Here is a 19554-nt window from a genome sequence, read left to right as displayed (position 1 = left end):
CGGTGCCGCCCATGGCAAGTGTGCTCGTGGTCGAGGACGACCAGTTCGTGCGCTCCGCCCTCATCCGGCAGCTGTCCGAAGCCTCCCACACCGTACGGAGCGTCGGCACGGCCCTGGAGGCGCTGCGCGAGGTCGCCCATTTCCGTTTCGACGTGGTCGTCCTGGACCTCGGACTGCCCGACCTGGACGGGTCCGAGGCCCTCAAGATGCTGCGCGGGATCACCGACGTACCGGTGATCATCGCGACCGCCAGGGACGACGAGGCGGAGATCGTACGGCTCCTCCACGCCGGGGCCGACGACTACCTGGTGAAGCCCTTCTCCGTCGACCACCTCTCGGCCCGGATGGCCGCCGTCCTGCGCAGGGCGCGGTCGGCCGCGGGCGAGGTGCCGCCGTCCCGGGTGATCCGGGTCGGCGGGCTCACCGTCGACCCGCTGCGTCGTCAGGCGGATCTGGACGGCACGCCCTTGGACCTGACGCGGCGAGAGTTCGACCTGCTCGCCTTCCTCGCCGGGCGGCCCGGTGTCGTCGTCCCGCGCAAGGAGCTGCTCGCCGAGGTGTGGCAGCAGTCCTACGGGGACGACCAGACCATCGACGTACATTTGTCATGGCTGCGACGCAAATTGGGCGAAACGGCCGCCCGGCCGCGCTATCTGCACACCCTGCGTGGAGTCGGCGTGAAACTGGAGCCGCCCCGGACGCCGGAGCCGCGGCCGTGAGATGGGCCCTCGTCAAGGTGTCGCTCGCCGTCACCGCCATGGTCGTCGTCGCCTTCGCCGTACCCCTCGGGCTCGTCGTCAAGGAGATGGCCCGCGACCGGGCCTTCTCCAACGCCGAACGGCGGGCCGCCGGGCTCGCCCCCGTCCTCGCCATCACCACCGACCGCGACGAACTCGACAAGGCCGTCGCCACCACCGAGGACGGGCCCGCCGGACGGCTCGCCGTCCACGTCCCCGCCGCCGAACCCGGCACCGCCGACCTGGAGATCGGCACCCGGCGGGCCGCCGACGAGGACCTCGCGACCACCCGCGGGCTCGGCCGCGCCACGATCGCCGAGGTCCCCGGCGGCTTCGCGCTGCTCCAGCCCACCGCCCTCAGCAGCGGCAAGGTCGCCGTCCTCGAACTCTTCGTGCCCGAGGGCGAGGTGTCCAACGGCGTCGCCACCGCCTGGCTGGTCCTCGCCGGAGTCGGCATCGCCCTGATCGTCGGCTCCGTCGCCGTCGCCGACCGGCTCGGCGTCCGGATGGTCCGGCCCGCCCAGCGGCTCGCCGGCGCCGCCCACGACCTCGGCGAGGGCAGGCTCGGAGCGCGCGTCCCCGAGGAGGGGCCGCCCGAACTCAAGTCGGCCGCCGTCGCCTTCAACTCCATGGCCGACCAGGTCGTCCAACTGCTCGCCAACGAGAGGGAACTCGCCGCCGACCTGTCCCACCGGCTGCGCACCCCGCTCACCGTCCTCCGGCTCAACGCCGCCTCGCTGGGCTCCGGCCCGGCCGCCGACCAGACCCGGGCGGCCGTCGAACAGCTGGAACGCGAGGTCGACATCATCATCCGCACGGCCCGCGACGCGAAGCCGCAGACCCAGGCGACCGGCCCCGGCGCGGGCTGCGACGCCGCCGAGGTGGTGCGCGAGCGGATGGGCTTCTGGTCGGCGCTCGCCGAGGACGAGGGCCGCCGGGTCCGGATCGCGGGCGTCGAACGCCCGGTCCGCATCCCGGTCGCCCGCCCCGAACTCGTCGCCGCGCTCGACGCCCTGCTCGGCAACGTCTTCCGGCACACCCCCGAGGGCACCGCCTTCTCGATCGACCTCCACAACGGAGACGACGCCGTCATCGTCCTCGTCTCCGACGCGGGCCCCGGCATCGCCGACCCCGCCGCCGCGCTCGCCCGCGGCAACAGCGGTGGCAGGGACGGATCCACGGGCCTCGGCCTCGACATCGTGCGGCGCATGGCGGAGAGCACCGGCGGCGACGTCGCCATCGGCCACTCCGTCCTCGGCGGCACGGAGGTCCGCATCTGGATCGGGCTCGACGGACGCCGCTCGGGCGGCGCGGGACGCCGGGACCGCCGCCCGGCCCGCCGCAGGCGCGGGGGTACGGGCGCCCGCCGCGCCGCCGACGCCTGACCCCGTGGGGGGGAGTGAACCTTTCGTGGTTCCGATGCCCTCCTTAAGCGGACCCTAAGGATCCCCGCCCACGCCCCCGGACACCCCTTTGTCCGTTTTCCGGTCGCTAGCGTGCTGCCGCACCCCCTCCCCACTCCCCAGTACGCAGAGGCAGGCACGCGATGGGCACCAGTTCGCACCGGCGCAGGGCGAGCACCAGGACCAAGGCCGTCGGAGCGGTCGTCGCCGCGGCGGTCGTCGGCGGCGCCGTCTTCGCGCTCACCGGTACGGCCCAGGCCGCCGCCGTCGGCGCCGCGTACACCAGGACGAGTTCCTGGAGCGGTGGCTACACCGGGCAGTACGTCGTCACCAACGAGACCTCCACCGCCCAGTCCGACTGGACCCTGGAGTTCGACCTCCCGGCCGGCACGACCGTCGGCTCCCTCTGGAACGGCGAGCACACCGTCTCCGGCCGCCACGTCACCGTGAAGCCCGCGAGCTGGAACAAGCAGCTCGCCCCCGGCGCGTCCGTCACCGTCGGCTTCGTCACCTCCGCGACCGGAGAGGCGGGCGACCCGGCGAACTGCCTCATCAACAAGGCCACCTGCTCCGTCGGAGGCGCCACCCCCACCCCCAGCGGCCGCCCCACCGACCAGCCCACCGCCACGGCCTCCCCCTCGGCCACCACGAGCCCCGAGCCGACCGCCACGGCCACCACGAGCCCCAAGCCCACCGCCACCGCGACCACGGCGCCCCCCACCGCCACCCCCACCCCGACGCCCACCGCCACCGCGACCGGAGCCCCCGGCGGCGGCGCGAAGTACGCCCCCTACGTCGACACCTCGCTCTACCCGGCGTACGACCTGCTCGCGACCGCCGACGCCACCGGCGTGAAGGAGTTCAACCTCGCCTTCATCACCTCCGGAGGCTCCTGCGCCCCGCTGTGGGGCGGGGTCACCGGCCTCGGAGACGACAAGGTCGCCGCCCAGATAGGCGCCCTGCGGGCCAAGGGCGGTGACGTCCGCGTCTCCTTCGGCGGCGCCGCGGGACACGAGCTGGCCCTGAACTGCTCCTCCGCCTCGGCGCTCGCCGCCGCGTACGGCAAGGTCATCGACCAGTACAGGCTGACCAAGGTCGACTTCGACGTCGAGGGCGCGGCCCTGCCGGACACCGCCGCCAACACCCGCCGCTCGCAGGCCATCGCCCAGCTCCAGAAGTCCCACCCCGGCCTGAACGTCTCCTTCACCCTGCCGGTCATGCCCGAGGGCCTCACCCAGCCGGGCGTCGACCTGCTCGCCGACGCGAAGCGGAACGGGGTCCGCGTCGACGCCGTCAACATCATGGCGATGGACTACGGCCCGGCGTACAGCGCGGACATGGGCACCTACGCGATCCAGGCCGCGACCGCGACCCAGGCCCAGATCAAGGGCGTCCTCGGGCTCTCCGACGCCGCCGCCTGGAAGGCCGTCGCCGTCACCCCGATGATCGGCGTCAACGACGTCACCACCGAGATCTTCAAGGTCGACGACGCCACCCAGCTCGTCGACTTCGCGAAGTCCAAGGGCATCGGCTGGCTGTCGATGTGGTCCTCGACACGGGACAAGCAGTGCGCCGCCGGCGCCGTGAACCACGCCGACGCCACCTGCTCCTCGATCCTCCAGCAGCCCCTGGCCTTCACGAAGGCCTTCGCCGCCTACAAGTAGGCACGGCCCCCGAGTCCCCCCACACCGCGCGCCCCGGCCGGAACCACCCCACCGCCGACCGGGGCGCGCACCCCTTTCCCGTACCGCCGGCTAGGCCTTCGAGGCCTTCCACTCCTCCGCGTAGTCGTTGAAGATCGCCCGCAGGTGGTGGCCGATCTTCAGGTAGTCCAGGTCGTCCAGGTTGGCGAGCGAGACCCGGACCGACCACTCGGGGCCGTCGAAGCCGCCGCCGTTGAGGAGGACGACGCTGGTCTGCTCGGCGAGCCGGAACAGCGGGTCGACCGGCTCGTAGTTCTTCTCCAGGAAGTCCGCGAAGTCCTTCCCGTGCACCCGCTCGGCCTCCGCGACGAGGTCGAGCTCGATGTAGTAGCAGGCCCGCTTCGGGTCATCGGCGATCTTCATCTGGGCGCCTTCGAGCAGCAGGTCGAGACGCTGCCGGACGATGGCACGGATCCTCCGCTTGTACGCCTGGCCCTCCTCCAGCATGTCGAAGAGGGAGAAGAGCGACATCATCACCTGCTGCGGGAGGGAGAGCCCCGCCGTGTGGTTGAGGGCGACCTGCCGGGAGTCGGCCACCAGACGGTCGATGAACCGGATCTTCCCGGGCTCGAGACTCAGCGTCCCGTACCGCTTGTCCAGGCGGTCCTTCTCGGCCTGCGGCAGGTCCGCGAGCATCTCGTCGATGACGTTGTCGTCGTTGAGGCCGATGACGCCGAGGCGGTGGCCGGTGCAGCCGTAGTGCTTGGAGTACGAGTACACGAGGAGCGTGTTGCGCGGCAGGTCGGCGGCGAGGGAGCGGAAGCCCTCGACGAACGTGCCGTAGACGTCGTCCGTGACGATCAGCAGGTTCGGGTTCGGGCCGGCGACGATGTCCTTGATCTGGTTCGTCACCCGCTCGCTCATCGCGAGCGACGGCGGGTTGGACGGGTTGACGACGCAGACCAGCCTCACCGACGGGTCGGCCAGCTTCTCGACCTCCTCGGCCGGGTAGCGCCATTCGCGCACGCCGGTCTCGGTGAAGAGGCTCGCGTTGACGGTGACGACGTCGAACTCGTACGTGTCGAGCTCGGGGATCTCGATGTACGGGGTGAAGACCGGCACCATCAGGGCGACCCGGTCGCCCTTCCTCAGGATCCCGTTCTTCATGAGGGAGTCGAAGATGTAGCACATGGCGGCCGTGCCGCCCTCGGTCGCGAAGAGCGACAGGTTCCCTGCCGGCGGCCGCTTGTCGAACATCTCGTCGCCGACGTAGCCGCGGACGATCTGCTCGGTGTGGGCGAGGATCCGGTCCGGTACGGGGTAGTTGTCGCCGATCGAGCTGTCGGTCAGCTCGTGCACGAAGGCGTCCTTGTCGAAGCCGAAGCGCTCGACCGCGTACTCCACGCAGTCCCGGAGCAGTTCGATCCCCGGCAGGTCCGGGTGCTGCCGTACGAAGGTGTCGAAGCGGGCGCCCGAGCCGGGGAGTTCCGGCATGCCGCCGAGGTTGTCGGCGGTCCACACGCGGCGCGACTCGGAGAGCGCGAAGTAGCCGAGCGCGTGGAAGGCCTCGCGGGGGCCGGTGGCGACCCAGTTCGGGTTGCCGCGGCCCGCGTTGAGCATCTGCGTCTGCGACTTCTCCTTCTGGCCGGGCTTGTCGGCCTGCGCGGCCTGCGCGATCTGGATGAACTTGTCCTTCAGCTCGAACGGCGAGAGCTGCGCGAAGGACTGGATCTGCTCACGGGTGAAGGTGGTCTTGGGCACGGGGCGTCCTTAGTGGTTGAGGATGACGATCACGGCGCCCCAGATGGTCAGCAGGACGTTGCCCACCGCGTAGGGGATCGTGTAACCGAGCGTCGGGATCTGGGACCTGGACTGTTCGTTGATCGCGCCGATCGCGGCGGTCGTCGTCTGGCCGCCGGCCAGGACGCCCATCAGGATCGGGAAGCGGATCTTCTGGACGTGGTGGCCGTACACGAAGCCCACGATCAGCGGGATCACGGTCGCGACCGCGCCCCAGACGAGCAGGCCCCAGCCGGCCGTCGACAGGCCGCTGGTGAAGCTGGGCCCGGCGTTGATGCCGACGACCGCGACGAAGAGGCACAGGCCGAGGGTGTCCATGAACCACTGGGCACCGGGCGGCACGTTGCCGTACGTCGGGTACTTGCCGCGGATCCAGCCGAAGACCAGACCCATGATCAGCGCGCCGCCTGAGGTGGACAGCGAGATCGGCACGCCCGAGACGGTCAGGGCGGGGATGCCGATGCAGCCGCCGAGGAAGATGCCGAGGCCCACCCAGAGCATGTCGGTGGCGAACGAGGTCGGCACCGGCTTGCCGAGCGTCCTGCCCGCCGGGTCCACGAGCCGCTTCGGGCCGGTCAGGACCACCGTGTCGCCGCGCTCCAGCTCCGTCGACAGCCGGTACGGGAACTCGGTGCCCGAGCGGTAGATCTTGTCGATGTACACGCCGACCATGAAGGGCTCGCGGCGCAGGTCCGCGACGCTCTTCCCGAGTTGCTCCTTGTTCGAGGCGACGACGTGCAGCGTCTCGGTCTGGTATCCGAGCAGTTCGACGTCGTCGGTCTCGGCGCCGATGTGGGTCCGGGCGTCGAAGGCGACGAGCGAGCCGCGCAGCGCGCTGACCGCCACGATGTCGCCCTCGCGGAGCACCGTCCGCTGGTCGTGGTCGAGGATCTTCCCGTCGCGCCGCACCCGGGTCAGGTAGATGCGGTGGCCGAGCGTCCGCTGCTGGTCCTCGAAGTCGTCGATGGTGCGGCCGACCAGGTCGGGACGCTCGATGCGGTACGCGCGGAGGACGACCTCGTAGTAGCCCTCGGCCAGGTCCGGGTCGTCGCCCGGGGCGTCCAGCTCCTTGGCGAGCTGCGCGGACTCGGCGGCCAGGTCGCGCTTGTACAGCTTGGGCAGGACGTTGGCGAGGAGCATCGCGCACAGGATGGTGCCGAGCGGGTACGTGACCGCGTAGCCGATCGCGACCAGGTTCTCCTCGGTCTTGATCTGTTCGGCGGAGAGCCCCGGCAGGTTGCCGATGGCGTCCTGGGCGACACCGATGACCGCGGACTGGGTGAGCGCGCCGCCGAGCAGACCGGCGGAGAGCCCGGGGCCGTACCCGAGCATCACGGCGAAGCCCCAGGAGACCAGGAGGCCTGTCACACAGACCACGAGGGCGTTGACGACCTGCGGCAGACCGTCCTTCTTCAGGCCCCGGAAGAACTGCGGGCCGACCTTGTAGCCGAGGGCGAAGAGGAACATCGTGAAGAACAGGTTCTTCACCGTGCCGTCGATCGTGACCTTGAACTGGGCGCCGAGCAGCAGCCCTGCCACCAGGCAGCCGGTGACGGCGCCCAGCGCGATCGCCTTGTAGCGGAGCCTGCCGAAGAGGAAGCCGAGCGCGACGGTGATGAAGACGAGGAGTTCGGGGTGGGGCTGGAAGATGTTCCGGTTGAGGAAGTCGATCATCGGGTGATGCGTCCTCTCACGCTCCGAGGATGCCGACGAGGAGCGGGCCGGTCAGCGGGAGCAGGAAGTTCGAGAGCGTGTACGTGATCGTGTAGCCGAGCATCGGGACCGAGCTCTGGGCCACCTGGGTGATCGAGGTGATCGCAGGGGTCGAGCACTGCTGGCCAGCGATGGCACCGATGAGCAGCGGCTTCTCGATCTTCAGCAGTTTGGTGCCGACGATCAGCGAGATCGTCGCCGGGATCAGGACCATCGCGATCCCCGCGAACGGCAGCAGCGCCCCGTACTCCTTGAGCAGCGGCCAGGCCTGCGGACCCGACACCAGTCCCGTACAGGCGATGAAGATCGCCAGGCCCATGTCCTTGAGCGTGGACGCGGCCTGCGGGGGGAACGCGCCGAAGGTCTGCGTCCGGGAGCGGAACCAGCCGAAGAGCAGTCCGGAGATCAGACAGCCGCCGCCGGTGCCGAGCGACATCGGGACGTCGCCGAACTCGACCACGACCTGCCCGAGGAGCGAACCGGCGACGATGCCGAACCCCAGGTAGATGAAGTCGGTGGCGTCGTTCTTGACGACCGCGCCGACCTTGGAGGCCAGCTTGCCGAGGCCCGAGCGGGAGCCGACCAGGGTGAGCACGTCACCGCGGCCGACGACGGTCTCCGGGGTCGCGGGCAGATGCTGCTCGTTGCGCACCACGTCCGTCACGTACACCCCGCCGGAGGAGAACTCCGGGTGCTCCTTGTTGAGGGTGTCCAGGGACTTGCCGACGATGCCCTTGTCGGTGAGCGAGACCTGGGTGGTGGCGAGCGGGGTGTCCAGGCCGGGTACGGCCGGGGTCTCGGGCCCGATGACCCGCCCCGCCTCGATGATGTTGGCCCGCCGGCCGACCGTGAGCACCAGGTCGGAGAGCGTCAGCTCGAAGTCGGGCGGGGGAGGGGTGAGGACCTTGCTTCCCCGCTTCACCGCCTCGACCGTGACCCGCCCGCCGAGCCGCCGTTCCAGGTCGCCGACCTCGGCGCCGTCCGCGAGCGTCACCAGGAACGTGCGGCCGACCATGCCCGGGAGCGCCTCCCGCTCGTCGTCCTCCAGGCCGCCGCCGGAGCCGCGCATCTTCTCCCAGAGTTCGCGCGAGGCGTCGCGGAGGTTGATCCGCAGCATCATCGGCATGATCTGGCTGGTGTAGATGACGATGGTGATGAGGCCGAAGAGGTAGCAGACGGTGTACGCGGTGGCCACGTGCCCCTGGTACTGGGTGATCTGCTCCTGCGTCAGGTCGGACAGCTTGCCGATGGCCTCGGTGGCCGTACCGACGACCGCCGACTCGGTGGCGGCTCCGGCGAGGATGCCGGCGGCGGTGCCGACGTCGAGGTCGAAGGCCTCCGCGAGGCCGAGGGCGATGCCGACGACACAGACGACCTCGATGAGGCAGAGGGTGAAGAAGCGCAGGCTCTTCTTGTTGAGGTTGGCGAAGAACTGCGGTCCCGCCATGTAGCCGAGGGAGAAGATGAACAGTGCGAAGAAGATCGTCTTCACGTCGTCGGAGACGGTGACCTTGGTCCAGGCGCCGACGAGCAGCGAGACGATGAGGGTGCCGCAGATGCCGCCGAGCGTGATGGGGCCGACCCGGAGCTTGCCGACGAGATAGCCGGCCGCCAGGCAGAGGAAGAGGGCGAGTTCGGGATTGTCACGAAGGATCCCCATCCGCCCTCACCGCGCCCAAGAGGGGCTAAATGTGAGGATATTGGACATAAGGGGACGCTAGCAGGGAGGGTGTGGAAGTGGATCACTCGTTCGCCTGAACGGGTGAGGGGGACATCAGCCCTTCACCGCGCCCCGCATCACCCCGCCCACGATGTGCCGCCCGAACAGCGCCAGCACGACAAGCAGCGGCAGCGTCCCCAGCAGCGCCCCCGCCATCACCACCGACTGGTCCGGCACATGCCCCCGCCCCAGACCCGTCAGCGCCACCTGCACCGTCGGGTTGCCGGCCTGGGTCAGCACGAGCACCGGCCAGAAGAAGTCGTTCCACGCCGCCACGAACGACAGCGTCCCCAGGACCGCCATCGCCGGCCGCGCGGCAGGGAACACCAGGTGCCACACCACCCGGGCCGTCCCCGCCCCGTCGACCCGTGCCGCCTCCAGGAGCTCCGGCGGCAGCGCCCGCTGGAGGTGCTGGCGCATGAAGAAGACCCCGAAGGCCGAGACGAGCGCGGGCAGCACCACCGCCTGCAGCTCGTCCGTCCACCGCAGCCGCGCGATCAGCAGGTACAGCGGAACGACCCCCAGCTGGGGCGGGATCAGCATCGTCGCGCCCACGAGCAGCAGCAGCGCGCCCCGGAACCGGAAGCGCAGCCGGGCGAAGGCGAACCCGGCGAGCGTCGAGAAGAGCACCGTGCCCGCCGCGACCGCGCCCGCGACCAGGGTGGTGTTGACGAGCGCCTCGCCGAGCCCGCCCTCGTTCCAGGCGATCCCCAGGTTCCGCGGCAGGTTCCGCCCGAACCGGAACGGCGGCGGCGCCGACGCGAGCCGCGTGCTCGTCCGCGAGGCCGCCACCGCCGTCCACAGCAGCGGGAAGAGGGACACCGCGGAGAAGAGACCGAGCAGCGTGTACGTACCCCAGCCCGCCCGCACCGTCCGCATCAGGCCGCCCTCCCGGTCTGCTTGGGGCTCGTCCGCATCAGGCACCCCTCCCGGTCCGCTTGAGGCTCGTTCGCATCAGGCACCCCTCCCGCGCAGCACCGGCCGCAGCAGCCGGGCCGCCCCGAACACCACCGCCAGGATCAGCAGCATCGCCCAGGCGATGGCCGCAGCCCGCCCGAGGTGCAGGTTCACCCAGCCCTGCTCGTACAGATAGAGCCCCAGCGTCTGGTACTGGTGGTCCGCACCGCCCGAGGCGCCCGCCCCGCTGCCGAACAGCATCGGCTCACCGAACAGCTGGGTCGCGCCGATCGTCGACACGAGGACCGTGAACAGCAGCGCGGGCCGCAGCCCCGGCAGCGTCACATGCAGGAACTGCCGCCACCGCGAGGCCCCGTCGAGCGCAGCCGCCTCGTACAGCTCGCGCGGGACGGTCTGCATCGCCGCCAGGTAGATGAGGGCGTTGTAGCCCGTCCAGCGCCAGATCACGATCGACGCGACGGCGACCTTCGACGCCCACGGGCCGTTCTGCCAGTCCACCGGGGCGATCCCGGCAAGCCCGATCGCCCAGTTGACCATCCCCTGGTCCCGCCCGAAGAGCAGCGCGAAGACCAGCGTCGCCGCCGCCACCGAGGTCGCGTACGGCGCGAGCGCCACCACCCGGAAGGCCAGCCGCGCGCGCAGCCGCACGTCCAGCAGATGCGCCACGCCGAGGGCGAGCAGCAGCTGCGGCACGGTGGCGAGGACGCCGATGGCGGCGGTGTTGAAGAGGGCGTTCCAGAAGAACTCGTCGTGCAGCAGCCGGGCGTAGTTGTGCAGCCCCACCCACTCCCGGGCCTCCGGCGCCGTCAGCTCCACCCGGAACAGCGAGGTCCACGCGGTGGCGACCAGCGGGAAGAGGCCGAACGCCCCGAACAGCAGGAAGAACGGCGCGACCAGCGCGTACGGCGCGGAGCGGGACCGCAGCCGGCCGAGCCGCTCCCGCCGCACCCGCCCCGGTCCCGGTCCCGTCCGTGGGGGCGCGGCGCCGGGCGGCGAAACGGGCGGCGCGACGGGCGCGCCTGCGGGTGGCAGGAACGGATCCACGGGGTCCCTCGTCTCGGTCACGCGCGCGCTCACCGGTCCAGTGCGTTGTCGATCGCCTTCATCGCCGCCCGCCAGGCCGAGTCGGGCGACCGCCCGGTCTGGTCGACCTGGAGCATCCCGGTGTCGGAGAGGATCTGGTGGACGAGCCCGTCCTTCGGTCCCACCGGGGCCGGCGGCACGCCCCGGGCCGCCGCCGCGAAGAGCGGGCCGGTCGGCGCGTCACCGAAGTAGGGGTGCCGCGCCTCCGCCACCTCCGGCAGCCGGTACGCGGCGGAGGCGCTGGGGAAGGCGCCGCGCCGGGCGAAGAGCCGGGCCTGCTGCTCGGGCGCGGTCAGCCAGGCCGCGAGCCGTGCGGCCTCGGCCCGCTGCCGCCCGGCGGAGGGCACGACGAGGAAGGAGCCGCCCCAGTTGCCGGGCCGGGGCGACACCGCCACGTCCCACCGCCCGCGCGCGGCCGGTCCCGCCTTGTCCTGGATGTAGCCGAGCATCCAGGCCGGGCAGGCGATCGTGGCGAAAGACCCGCGCGCGAACGCCTGGTCCCAGTCGGGCGTGAACTGCTGGAGCCGGGCGGTCAGGCCCTGCCGGGCGAAGCCGGCGGCGAGGTCCCAGGCGGCCCGCACGTACGGGTTGGTAGCCACCACCAGGTCGCCGCGCGCGTCGTAGTAGCGCACCGGCGCACCCGAGACGGCCGCGGCGAACACCCCGGAGGCGGAGTCGGTGAACGCAACGCCCCGCGGGGCCCGTTCGGCGAAGCGCCGCCCCGTCTCCTCGTACTTGCGCCAGTCCCCTGCCCACAGGCGTCCGACCGCCTCCCGGTCGGTGGGAAGTCCGGCCGCCGCGAAGTGGTCCTTGCGGTAGCAGAGGGCGAGCGGGCCGATGTCCGTGCCGAGCCCGAGGGTGCGGCCGTCGGGGGTGGTGGCCTGCGCCCACTTCCACGGCAGGAAGGCGTCCTGGTCGACGCCGGGCGCCGAGCCGAGGTCGTCGAGCCGCCCGGCCTGGGTGGCGACGACCTCGGCGATGTTGCCGCCCTCGACGGCCTGGACGTCGGCGAGTCCCGAGCCGGCGGTGAGGTGGGTGAGCAGCTGGGGGTAGTACACGTCGTTGCGGGTGAGCGAGGTCTGCCGGATCGCGACGTCCGGACGGAGCCGCATGTACGCGTCGTAGAGCCCGGCCTCCTGGTAGCCGAACTCGCCGAAGACGCCGACGGTGAGGGTGATCGGCCGCCCGGCGCCGTCGACGCGCTCGCGGGCGGGCACGGGGGACGGTTCCGGCGGGTCGGTGGCGCACCCGGCGGAGAGCGCGGCGCCCAGGAGGAGCGCGAGGGCGAGGGCGCGGGTGGTGGTGGTGCCGCGTACGGGAGCCCCGTGTCCGGCGGCGCCGGGTCCGCTCCTCCACCACATGGCCCCGACCGTAGTGCGCGGGCCGTCCGGCGGCAGGGACCCACCCGGCCGCGCCACCCGTCCGGCCGAACGTCGTCGAACGTCTTCGACGGGTCGAGCACCTTGACCCTGTTCTGACAGCCGCCCAATAGTGGGAGCGCTCCCATTCAATCTTCGACAGGACACCCATGCGCAGACCACGACACCTCCTGGCGGGGCTCGCACTGACCGCCGGCCTCCTCGCGGGAGCCGTCCCGGCCACCGCCGCACCCGCCCCCGCCCCCGACGCCGCACCCGCCGCCGCCCCGGCGGCAGCCCCCGCGTACACCTGGAAGAACGTCCGGGTCGACGGCGGCGGCTTCGTGCCCGGCATTGTCTTCAACCGCAGCGAGAAGAACCTCGCCTACGCCCGCACCGACATCGGCGGTGCCTACCGCTGGAACCAGGCCACCTCCACCTGGACCCCGCTCATGGACCACATCGGCTGGGACGACTGGGGCCACACCGGAGTCGTCGGTCTCGCCACCGACTCCGTCGACCCCGACCGGGTGTACGCCGCCGTCGGCACCTACACCAACGACTGGGACCCCGGCAACGGCGCCGTCCTGCGCTCCGCCGACCGGGGCGCCACCTGGCAGCGCGCCGACCTCCCCTTCAAACTCGGCGGCAACATGCCGGGCCGCGGCATGGGCGAACGCCTCGCGGTCGACCCGCACAAGAACAGCGTCCTCTACCTCGGCGCCCCCAGCGGCAACGGCCTCTGGCGCTCCACCGACTCCGGCGCCACCTGGTCGAAGGTCACCTCCTTCACCAACCCCGGCGACTACCAGCAGGACCCCACCGACACCAGCGGCTACAACTCCGACAAGCAGGGCATCGTCTGGGTCACCTTCGACGAGTCCACCGGCACCGCCGGCAGCGCCACCGGCACCATCTACGTCGGCGTCGGCGACAAGCAGAACGCCGTCTACCGCTCGACCGACGCGGGCGCCACCTGGACCCGGCTGCCCGGCCAGCCCACCGGCTACCTCGCCCACAAGGGCGTCCTCGACGCCGAGAACGGCTACCTCTACCTCGCGTACAGCGACACCGCCGGCCCCTACGACGGCGGCAAGGGCCAGGTCTGGCGGTACGCCACCGTCACCGGCGCCTGGACGGACATCAGCCCCGTCGCCGAGGCCGACACCTTCCACGGCTTCAGCGGCCTCACCGTCGACCGGCAGAACCCCGGCACGGTCATGGTCTCCGCCTACAGCTCCTGGTGGCCGGACACCCAGTTCTTCCGCTCCACCGACAGCGGCGGTACGTGGACCAGGGCCTGGGACTACAGCTCGTACCCCACCCGCGCCAACCGCTACACGATGGACGTCTCCTCCTCGCCGTGGCTGACCTGGGGCGGCAACCCCGCCCCGCCCGAGCAGACCCCGAAGCTCGGCTGGATGACCGAGGCCCTGGAGATCGACCCCTTCGACTCGAACCGCATGATGTACGGCACCGGCGCCACGATCTACGGCACCACCGAACTCACCAAGTGGGACACGGGGACGAACTTCACCATCAGGCCGATGGTCGAAGGACTCGAGGAGACCGCCGTCCTCGACCTGGCCTCCCCGCCCTCCGGGGCCCCGCTCATCAGCGCCCTCGGCGACGTCGGCGGCTTCCGGCACACGGACCTCACCAAGGTCCCCCCGATGATGTTCACCGGCCCCAACTTCACCTCCACCACCAGCGTCGACTTCGCCGAGACCAAGCCGGCCACCGTCGTACGCGCCGGACACCTCGAAGGCGGCCCGCGCGTCGCCTTCTCCACCGACAACGGCGCCAACTGGACCGCCGGGCAGGAGCCCTCGGGCGTCACCGGCGGCGGCACGGTCGCGGCGTCCGCCGACGGCAGCCGCTTCGTCTGGAGCCCCGAGGGCGCCGGCGTCCACACCGGCACCGGCGGCGCCTGGACGGCCTCCACCGGCATCCCGGCCGGTGCGACCGTCGAGTCCGACCGCGTCGACCCGCTCACCTTCTACGGCTTCAAGGCCGGCACCTTCTACGTCAGCACGGACGGCGGCCTGACCTTCACGGCCAAGGCCACCGGTCTCCCCGCCAAGGGCAACGTCCGCTTCAAGGCCCTCCCCGGCAAGAAGGGCGACGTCTGGCTCGCCGGCGGAGCCCCCGACGCGACGTACGGCCTCTGGCACTCCACCGACGGCGGCGCCGCCTTCACCCGGGTCGCCGGGATCGAGCAGGCCGACACCATCGGCTTCGGCAAGGCCGCGCCCGAAGCCTCGTACCCCGCCCTCTACACCAGCGCGAAGATCGGCGGCGTACGCGGCATCTTCCGCTCCACCGACGCGGGCGCGAGCTGGGTCCGGATCAACGACGACGCCCACCAGTGGGGCTGGACCGGCGGCGCCATCACCGGCGACCCCCGGGTCTACGGCCGGGTGTACGTCTCCACCAACGGCCGCGGCATCATCTACGGCGACACGGCCGAGACCGGCGGCGGCGACGGCGGCACCGAGCCGCCCGCACCCACCGGCGCCTGCAAGGTCACGTACAAGGTGACCAACCAGTGGCAGGGCGGCTTCCAGGCCGACGTCACCCTGACCAACACCTCCACCACCGCCTGGACCGGCTGGAAGCTCGGCTGGGACTACCCGGCGGGGCAGCGGGTCGGCCAGATGTGGAACGCCACCCCGGCCCAGACCGGCACCGCCGTCACCGCCCAGAACGTCGGCTGGAACGGCGCCGTCGCCGCCGGGGCCTCGGCCTCCTTCGGCTTCACCGGCACCTGGACCGGCACCAACCCCGCGCCGGCCGCCTTCACCGTCGGAGGTGCGACATGCTCCGTCGCCTGATCGCGGCGACGGCGCTCCTGGCCGCCGCCCTGACCACCACGCCCGCGAGCGCCGCCACCGCCGCCGACGCCCCGCTGCGGGACCTCGCCGCCGCCCGCGGCGTCTACCTCGGCACCGCCGTCACCGGCGGCAAGCTCACCGGCGGCTACGCGGACACGGCCGCCGCCCAGTTCGACTCGATCACTCCCGGCAACGAGATGAAGTGGGACGCCGTCGAGCCCGTCCGGGGACAGTTCGACTGGGCGGGGGCGGACCGGGTCGTCGCCTTCGCCGAGGCCCACGCCCAGAAGGTCCGCGGCCACACCCTCGTCTGGCACAGCCAGCTGCCGTCCTGGGTGAACAACGGCACCTGGACCGCCGACACCCTGCGCACCGTCATGACCGACCACGTCACCACCGAGGTGAGCCGCTACAAGGGCCGCGTCGACCACTGGGACGTCGTGAACGAACCCCTCGACGAGGACGGCACCCTGCGGCGGTCCGTCTTCGGCGCCACCCTGGGCGAGTCGTACATCGCCGACGCCTTCCGCGCCGCCCGCGCCGCCGACCCGGCCGCGAAGCTGTACATCAACGACTACTCCACCGACGGCGTCGGCGCCAAGAGCGACGGCATGTACGACCTGGTGAAGCGGCTCCTCGCGCAGGGAGTCCCCATCGACGGCGTCGGCTTCCAGGCGCACCTGATCCTCGGCCAGGTCCCCGCGTCCATGGAGGCCAACCTGCGCCGCTTCGCCGACCTCGGCGTGGACGTGGCCGTCACCGAACTCGACATCCGGATGACCCTGCCCGCGACGGCCGAGAAGCTCGACCGGCAGAAGGCCGACTACGCGGCCGTCATGCGGGCCTGCCTCGCCGTCACCCGCTGCGCGGGCGTCACCGTCTGGGGCTTCACGGACTCCGACTCCTGGATCCCGGACTTCTTCCCCGGCGAGGGCGCGGCGACCCTGTACGACGAGGGCCTGAACCCCAAGCCCGCCTACGCCGGAGTCGCCGGGGCGCTCGCTCCCACGACGCCGCCGCCCGCGGGTGTGTGCTCGGTCACGTACACGGTCACGAGTCAGTGGGCGGGCGGCTTCACGGCCCAGGTCACGGTCCGGAACACGGGGACGACCGTGCTGAACGGCTGGACGGTCCGCTGGGCCCAGCCCGCCGGCCAGCGGGTAGCCCAGGCCTGGAACGCGGCCGTGACCCAGACGGGGGAGGAGGTGACGGCCACGCACCTCTCGTACAACGGGACGGTCCCGCCCGGCGGCTCCACCGCCTTCGGCTTCAACGGCACCTGGACGGGCTCCAACCCGCCCCCGACGGCCTTCACCTGCGCCTAGGGAACGGCGAAACGACTCAGGCCCCCGGTTCTTCCGAACCGGGGGCCTGAGCCTTCAGGGTGAGTAACGGGACTTGAACCCGCGACATCCTGGACCACAACCAGGTGCTCTGCCAGCTGAGCTATACCCACCATGACCGGCGTCGGTGTTCCCGAAGGTTTCCCTGACCGGCCGAGAAGAAGTCTACAGGGTTCTGGAGGGTGCTCGCGCCCGCGTTTTCCGAAGGGGCTTTCGAGGGCGCGAGCGGGCGGTCATTCCGCGGGCAGGACGTGGCGGGCCGCGATCTTCTTCGCGGTCTCCGAGTCCGGGCCGGGCTGCGGGACGAAGACCGCCTCCCGGTAGTAGCGCAGCTCCGCGATCGACTCGCGGATGTCGGCCAGCGCCCGGTGGTTGCCGTTCTTCTCCGGACTGTTGAAGTACGCCCTCGGGTACCAGCGCCGGGCCAGTTCCTTGACCGAGGAGACATCGACGATCCGGTAGTGCAGGTGGCTCTCCAGGGCCGGCATGTCCCGCGAGAGGAAGCCGCGGTCCGTGGAGACCGAGTTCCCGCACAGCGGCGCCTTGCCGGGCTCCTTGACGTGCTCGCGGATGTACGCGAGGACCTGGGCCTCGGCGTCGGCGAGCGTGGTGCCGCCGGGCAGCGCGTCGAGCAGACCCGAGGCCGTGTGCATCTGGCGCACGATCTCCGGCATGGTCTCCAGGGCCGCGTCCGGCGGGCGGATCACGATGTCCACCCCGTCGCCGAGCACGTTCAGTTCCGAGTCGGTGACCAGTGCGGCCACCTCGATGAGTGCGTCGTCCGTCAACGAGAGCCCGGTCATCTCGCAGTCGATCCACACCATGCGATCGTTCATGCGTCCACCTTAGGTGCTCTTTCCGCAGGGGGAAGCGGCCCGACGGCCGACGGGCGCCCGGGGGAGGTGTCCCCGGGCGCCCGCCGGTCCTGCTGTGCGCCGCTTGTGGCAGCGCGGGTCGGTGTCAGGGTGTCCGGCGGATCAGGGCCGGACACCCCTTACGGCGCGCTGCGCTGGCCCGGCAGTGACGACGCGCGCCCGGGAGCGAACGCGTCGGACTGCGGCCTGCCGTCCAGCGGGGACGGCTGGCGCCGGATCCCCGCCGAGACCTGGGCGGGCACGACCGCGTCGAGCACCGCCGTGGCGGTCTCGCCCTGCGGCCGCCGGGCACGGTACGCCGCCCGGTAGGCCGCCGGCGAGGAGCCGAGCTGCCGCCGGAAGTGGCCGCGCAGCGCCACCGGGGACCGGAAGCCGCACCTGCCCGCCACCTCGTCGACCGAGTAGTCGGAGGTCTCGAGCAGCCGCTGGGCCTGCAGGACCCGCTGGGTGATCAGCCACTGGAGCGGGGCCGAGCCGGTCAGCGAGCGGAACCGGCGGTCGAAGGTCCGCCGTGACATGTACGCGCGGGCGGCCAGGGTCTCCACGTCGAACTGCTCGTGGAGGTGCTCCAGCGCCCAGGCGACGACCTCGGCCAGCGGGTCGGCGCCGATCTCCTCTGGTAAAGACCTGTCGAGGTAGCGCTCCTGACCGCCGCTGCGCCGCGGCGGGACGACCAGCCGGCGCGCCAGGGCGCCCGCGGCCTCCGTGCCGTGGTCGGTCCGCACGATGTGCAGACACAGATCGATTCCGGCCGCGGTGCCGGCGGAGGTGAGGACGTCGCCGTCGTCGACGAAGAGCTCCCGGGGGTCCACATGGACCGACGGATAGCGCTTGGCGAGCGTCGGCGCGTACATCCAGTGGGTGGTCGCCGGGCGGCCGTCGAGCAGGCCGGCCGCGGCGAGGACGAAGGCGCCGGTGCACAGACCGACGATCCTGGCGCCCTCCTCGTGGGCCCGGCGCAGCGCTTCGAGCGCCTCCGGCGGTGGCGGCGAGGTGATCGACCGCCAGGCCGGTACGACGACGGTGCCCGCGCGGCCGATGGCCTCCAGGCCGTACGGCGCGGTCAGTTCGAGTCCACCGGTGGTCCGCAGTGGCCCGTCCTCGCCGGCGCAGACGAGCAGCCGGTATCTGGGCACCCCGGCGTCCTGCCGGTCGATGCCGAACACGGAGAGCGGGATGGAGCTCTCGAAGATGGGGCCGCCACTGAACAGCAGCACCGCGACGACTTCGCGACGGCGGCGCCCGGTCAGCTTCCGTGCGACCTCCGGTGCGGCGGAGTCCTGGCTCATGACGCTAAGCCCCCCTCGGTGTTCGCGTCTCCCTGGTCGTGTCGCTCCTGCACGTTTCCCCTCGGTTTTGCACGAGACCCCAGTCTTCGGTACCCATGATCGAATCTACTGCGTCCCGTGGCGCCGGCGTGACAAGTTCTCCATCCGGTGGATTGTCGACAAGGCCACTTGGCGCGAAGCGATCGATCGCGAAGTCTTCCGTCCGACGGCCGCCAGGGGAAGAGCGGTGGGACGAACGCCCCCGTACGCGGGGGGTGCGAGCCCCCGGGGCGGGGTATTCGGGGGTGTCGGCACCCGGGTTGGCCAACCGTTTTGCCAAGGACTCGCCGAGAGATGGAAGTTGGCCGAAAACATATGGGTTCGCGTGTACGAACCTGTCAACTCGAAGAGGGGCGGGAGCGGTGCGGGCTCCGATTCGACCCGTTTCGTGACGGGCTGCCCCCTGCGGGCCGCCCGCCGCCGGCGCTCTCGCCCCGCAGCCCCTGCTCCGAGCGGCGCAGAAGCACCCGGCAGGCCGCCGTCACCGAGACCAGGCCGAGCGCGGTTCCGGCGGCCCCGCCGAGCGAGGTGCCGTAGACGACCAGGACCACCGGGACGAGCGCGCAGCAGAAGACCGCCCAGCGGACGACGTCACCGGCCTGCTCGCCCGCGCCCGCGCCCGCAGCCGCGCCCGTGCCCGCCAGCGCTCGCGCCGTCCGGGGCGTCGTCCCGGGGTCCTGCCCGGCCGCCGGGGCCGGGGACGGCACGGGTGCCCTGCGGCGGCCGCGGGGTCCGGCGAGCGGGCCGGCGGGGGCGGTGGAGGTCTGGCCGGCGGCGGTCGATGGTGCGGGCACGGGCG

Annotated in this window: 14 protein-coding genes and 1 tRNA gene; 5 read left to right on the top strand and 10 right to left on the bottom strand. The window is 71.9% G+C overall.

Annotated elements, in window-relative coordinates; translation table 11 throughout:
* Positions 1–11 precede the first annotated feature (11 nt).
* The 3 genes from ACIA8N_RS04855 (at position 12) to ACIA8N_RS04845 (ending at position 3804) form a co-directional block, all read left to right on the top strand.
* Positions 12–719, top strand: coding sequence for a response regulator transcription factor (locus ACIA8N_RS04855; protein WP_365777936.1), 708 nt, complete (start codon positions 12–14; stop codon positions 717–719).
* Positions 716–2122 (top strand): HAMP domain-containing sensor histidine kinase, encoded by a 1407-nt coding sequence (locus ACIA8N_RS04850; protein ID WP_365777938.1) that lies wholly within the window; start codon positions 716–718, stop codon positions 2120–2122. Before ACIA8N_RS04855 ends, ACIA8N_RS04850 begins: the two co-directional genes overlap by 4 nt.
* A 161-nt stretch (positions 2123–2283) precedes the next feature.
* A complete protein-coding gene (locus ACIA8N_RS04845; protein WP_365777940.1) occupies positions 2284–3804 on the top strand; it encodes a cellulose binding domain-containing protein in 1521 nt (506 codons plus the stop codon).
* 90 nt (positions 3805–3894) lie between these two features.
* Here the strand turns inward: ACIA8N_RS04845 and ACIA8N_RS04840 are convergent, their stop codons facing one another.
* The 6 genes from ACIA8N_RS04840 to ACIA8N_RS04815 all read right to left on the bottom strand — a co-directional run bounded on the left by ACIA8N_RS04840 (position 3895) and on the right by ACIA8N_RS04815 (position 12378).
* Positions 3895–5544: a bifunctional aspartate transaminase/aspartate 4-decarboxylase gene (locus ACIA8N_RS04840; protein WP_365777942.1), complete on the bottom strand. Its 1650-nt coding sequence runs from the start codon at positions 5542–5544 to the stop codon at positions 3895–3897.
* 9 nt (positions 5545–5553) lie between these two features.
* Complete coding sequence (gene aspT / locus ACIA8N_RS04835; protein ID WP_365777944.1) at positions 5554–7257, bottom strand: aspartate-alanine antiporter; 1704 nt, start codon at positions 7255–7257, stop codon at positions 5554–5556.
* 16 nt (positions 7258–7273) lie between these two features.
* Positions 7274–8956, bottom strand: a complete 1683-nt coding sequence (gene aspT / locus ACIA8N_RS04830) for an aspartate-alanine antiporter (RefSeq protein WP_365777946.1) — start codon at positions 8954–8956, stop codon at positions 7274–7276.
* A 114-nt stretch (positions 8957–9070) separates the two neighbouring features.
* Positions 9071–9895 (bottom strand): carbohydrate ABC transporter permease, encoded by an 825-nt coding sequence (locus ACIA8N_RS04825; RefSeq protein ID WP_365778196.1) that lies wholly within the window; start codon positions 9893–9895, stop codon positions 9071–9073.
* A gap of 75 nt (positions 9896–9970) precedes the next feature.
* The gene (locus ACIA8N_RS04820; protein ID WP_399415664.1) at positions 9971–10999 is read right to left on the bottom strand and encodes a carbohydrate ABC transporter permease; all 1029 of its coding nucleotides are present in this window, start codon (positions 10997–10999) and stop codon (positions 9971–9973) included.
* 8 nt (positions 11000–11007) lie between these two features.
* Complete coding sequence (locus ACIA8N_RS04815; RefSeq protein ID WP_365777948.1) at positions 11008–12378, bottom strand: extracellular solute-binding protein; 1371 nt, start codon at positions 12376–12378, stop codon at positions 11008–11010.
* Between the two features lie 167 nt (positions 12379–12545).
* On the opposite strand from ACIA8N_RS04815, the gene ACIA8N_RS04810 reads away from it, so the two are divergent.
* Positions 12546–15209, top strand: coding sequence for a cellulose binding domain-containing protein (locus tag ACIA8N_RS04810; protein WP_365777950.1), 2664 nt, complete (start codon positions 12546–12548; stop codon positions 15207–15209).
* The gene (locus ACIA8N_RS04805) at positions 15194–16534 is read left to right on the top strand and encodes an endo-1,4-beta-xylanase (protein WP_365777952.1); all 1341 of its coding nucleotides are present in this window, start codon (positions 15194–15196) and stop codon (positions 16532–16534) included. The genes ACIA8N_RS04810 and ACIA8N_RS04805 overlap by 16 nt, the downstream gene beginning before the upstream one ends.
* Positions 16535–16592: 58 nt before the next feature.
* Here the strand turns inward: ACIA8N_RS04805 and ACIA8N_RS04800 are convergent.
* From ACIA8N_RS04800 to ACIA8N_RS04785, 4 genes are all read right to left on the bottom strand, one after another.
* A tRNA-His gene (locus ACIA8N_RS04800) sits at positions 16593–16665 on the bottom strand.
* A 120-nt stretch (positions 16666–16785) separates the two neighbouring features.
* Entirely contained in the window at positions 16786–17388 is a 603-nt protein-coding gene (gene orn, locus ACIA8N_RS04795) for an oligoribonuclease (RefSeq protein ID WP_030213412.1), read from the bottom strand.
* Between the two features lie 158 nt (positions 17389–17546).
* Positions 17547–18716 (bottom strand): helix-turn-helix domain-containing protein, encoded by a 1170-nt coding sequence (locus ACIA8N_RS04790; RefSeq protein ID WP_365777954.1) that lies wholly within the window; start codon positions 18714–18716, stop codon positions 17547–17549.
* Positions 18717–19093: 377 nt separating this feature from the next.
* Entirely contained in the window at positions 19094–19549 is a 456-nt protein-coding gene (locus ACIA8N_RS04785) for a hypothetical protein (protein ID WP_365777956.1), read from the bottom strand.
* Between the last annotated feature and the right edge of the window lie 5 nt (positions 19550–19554).

It is taken from the genome of Streptomyces sp. NPDC051822 (genome assembly GCF_044452745.1).
In the GTDB taxonomy this organism is placed as follows: Bacteria; Actinomycetota; Actinomycetes; order Streptomycetales; family Streptomycetaceae; genus Streptomyces.
Note: the sequence above shows the minus strand (reverse complement) of the source record. Positions and strands in the feature narration are given on the sequence as shown.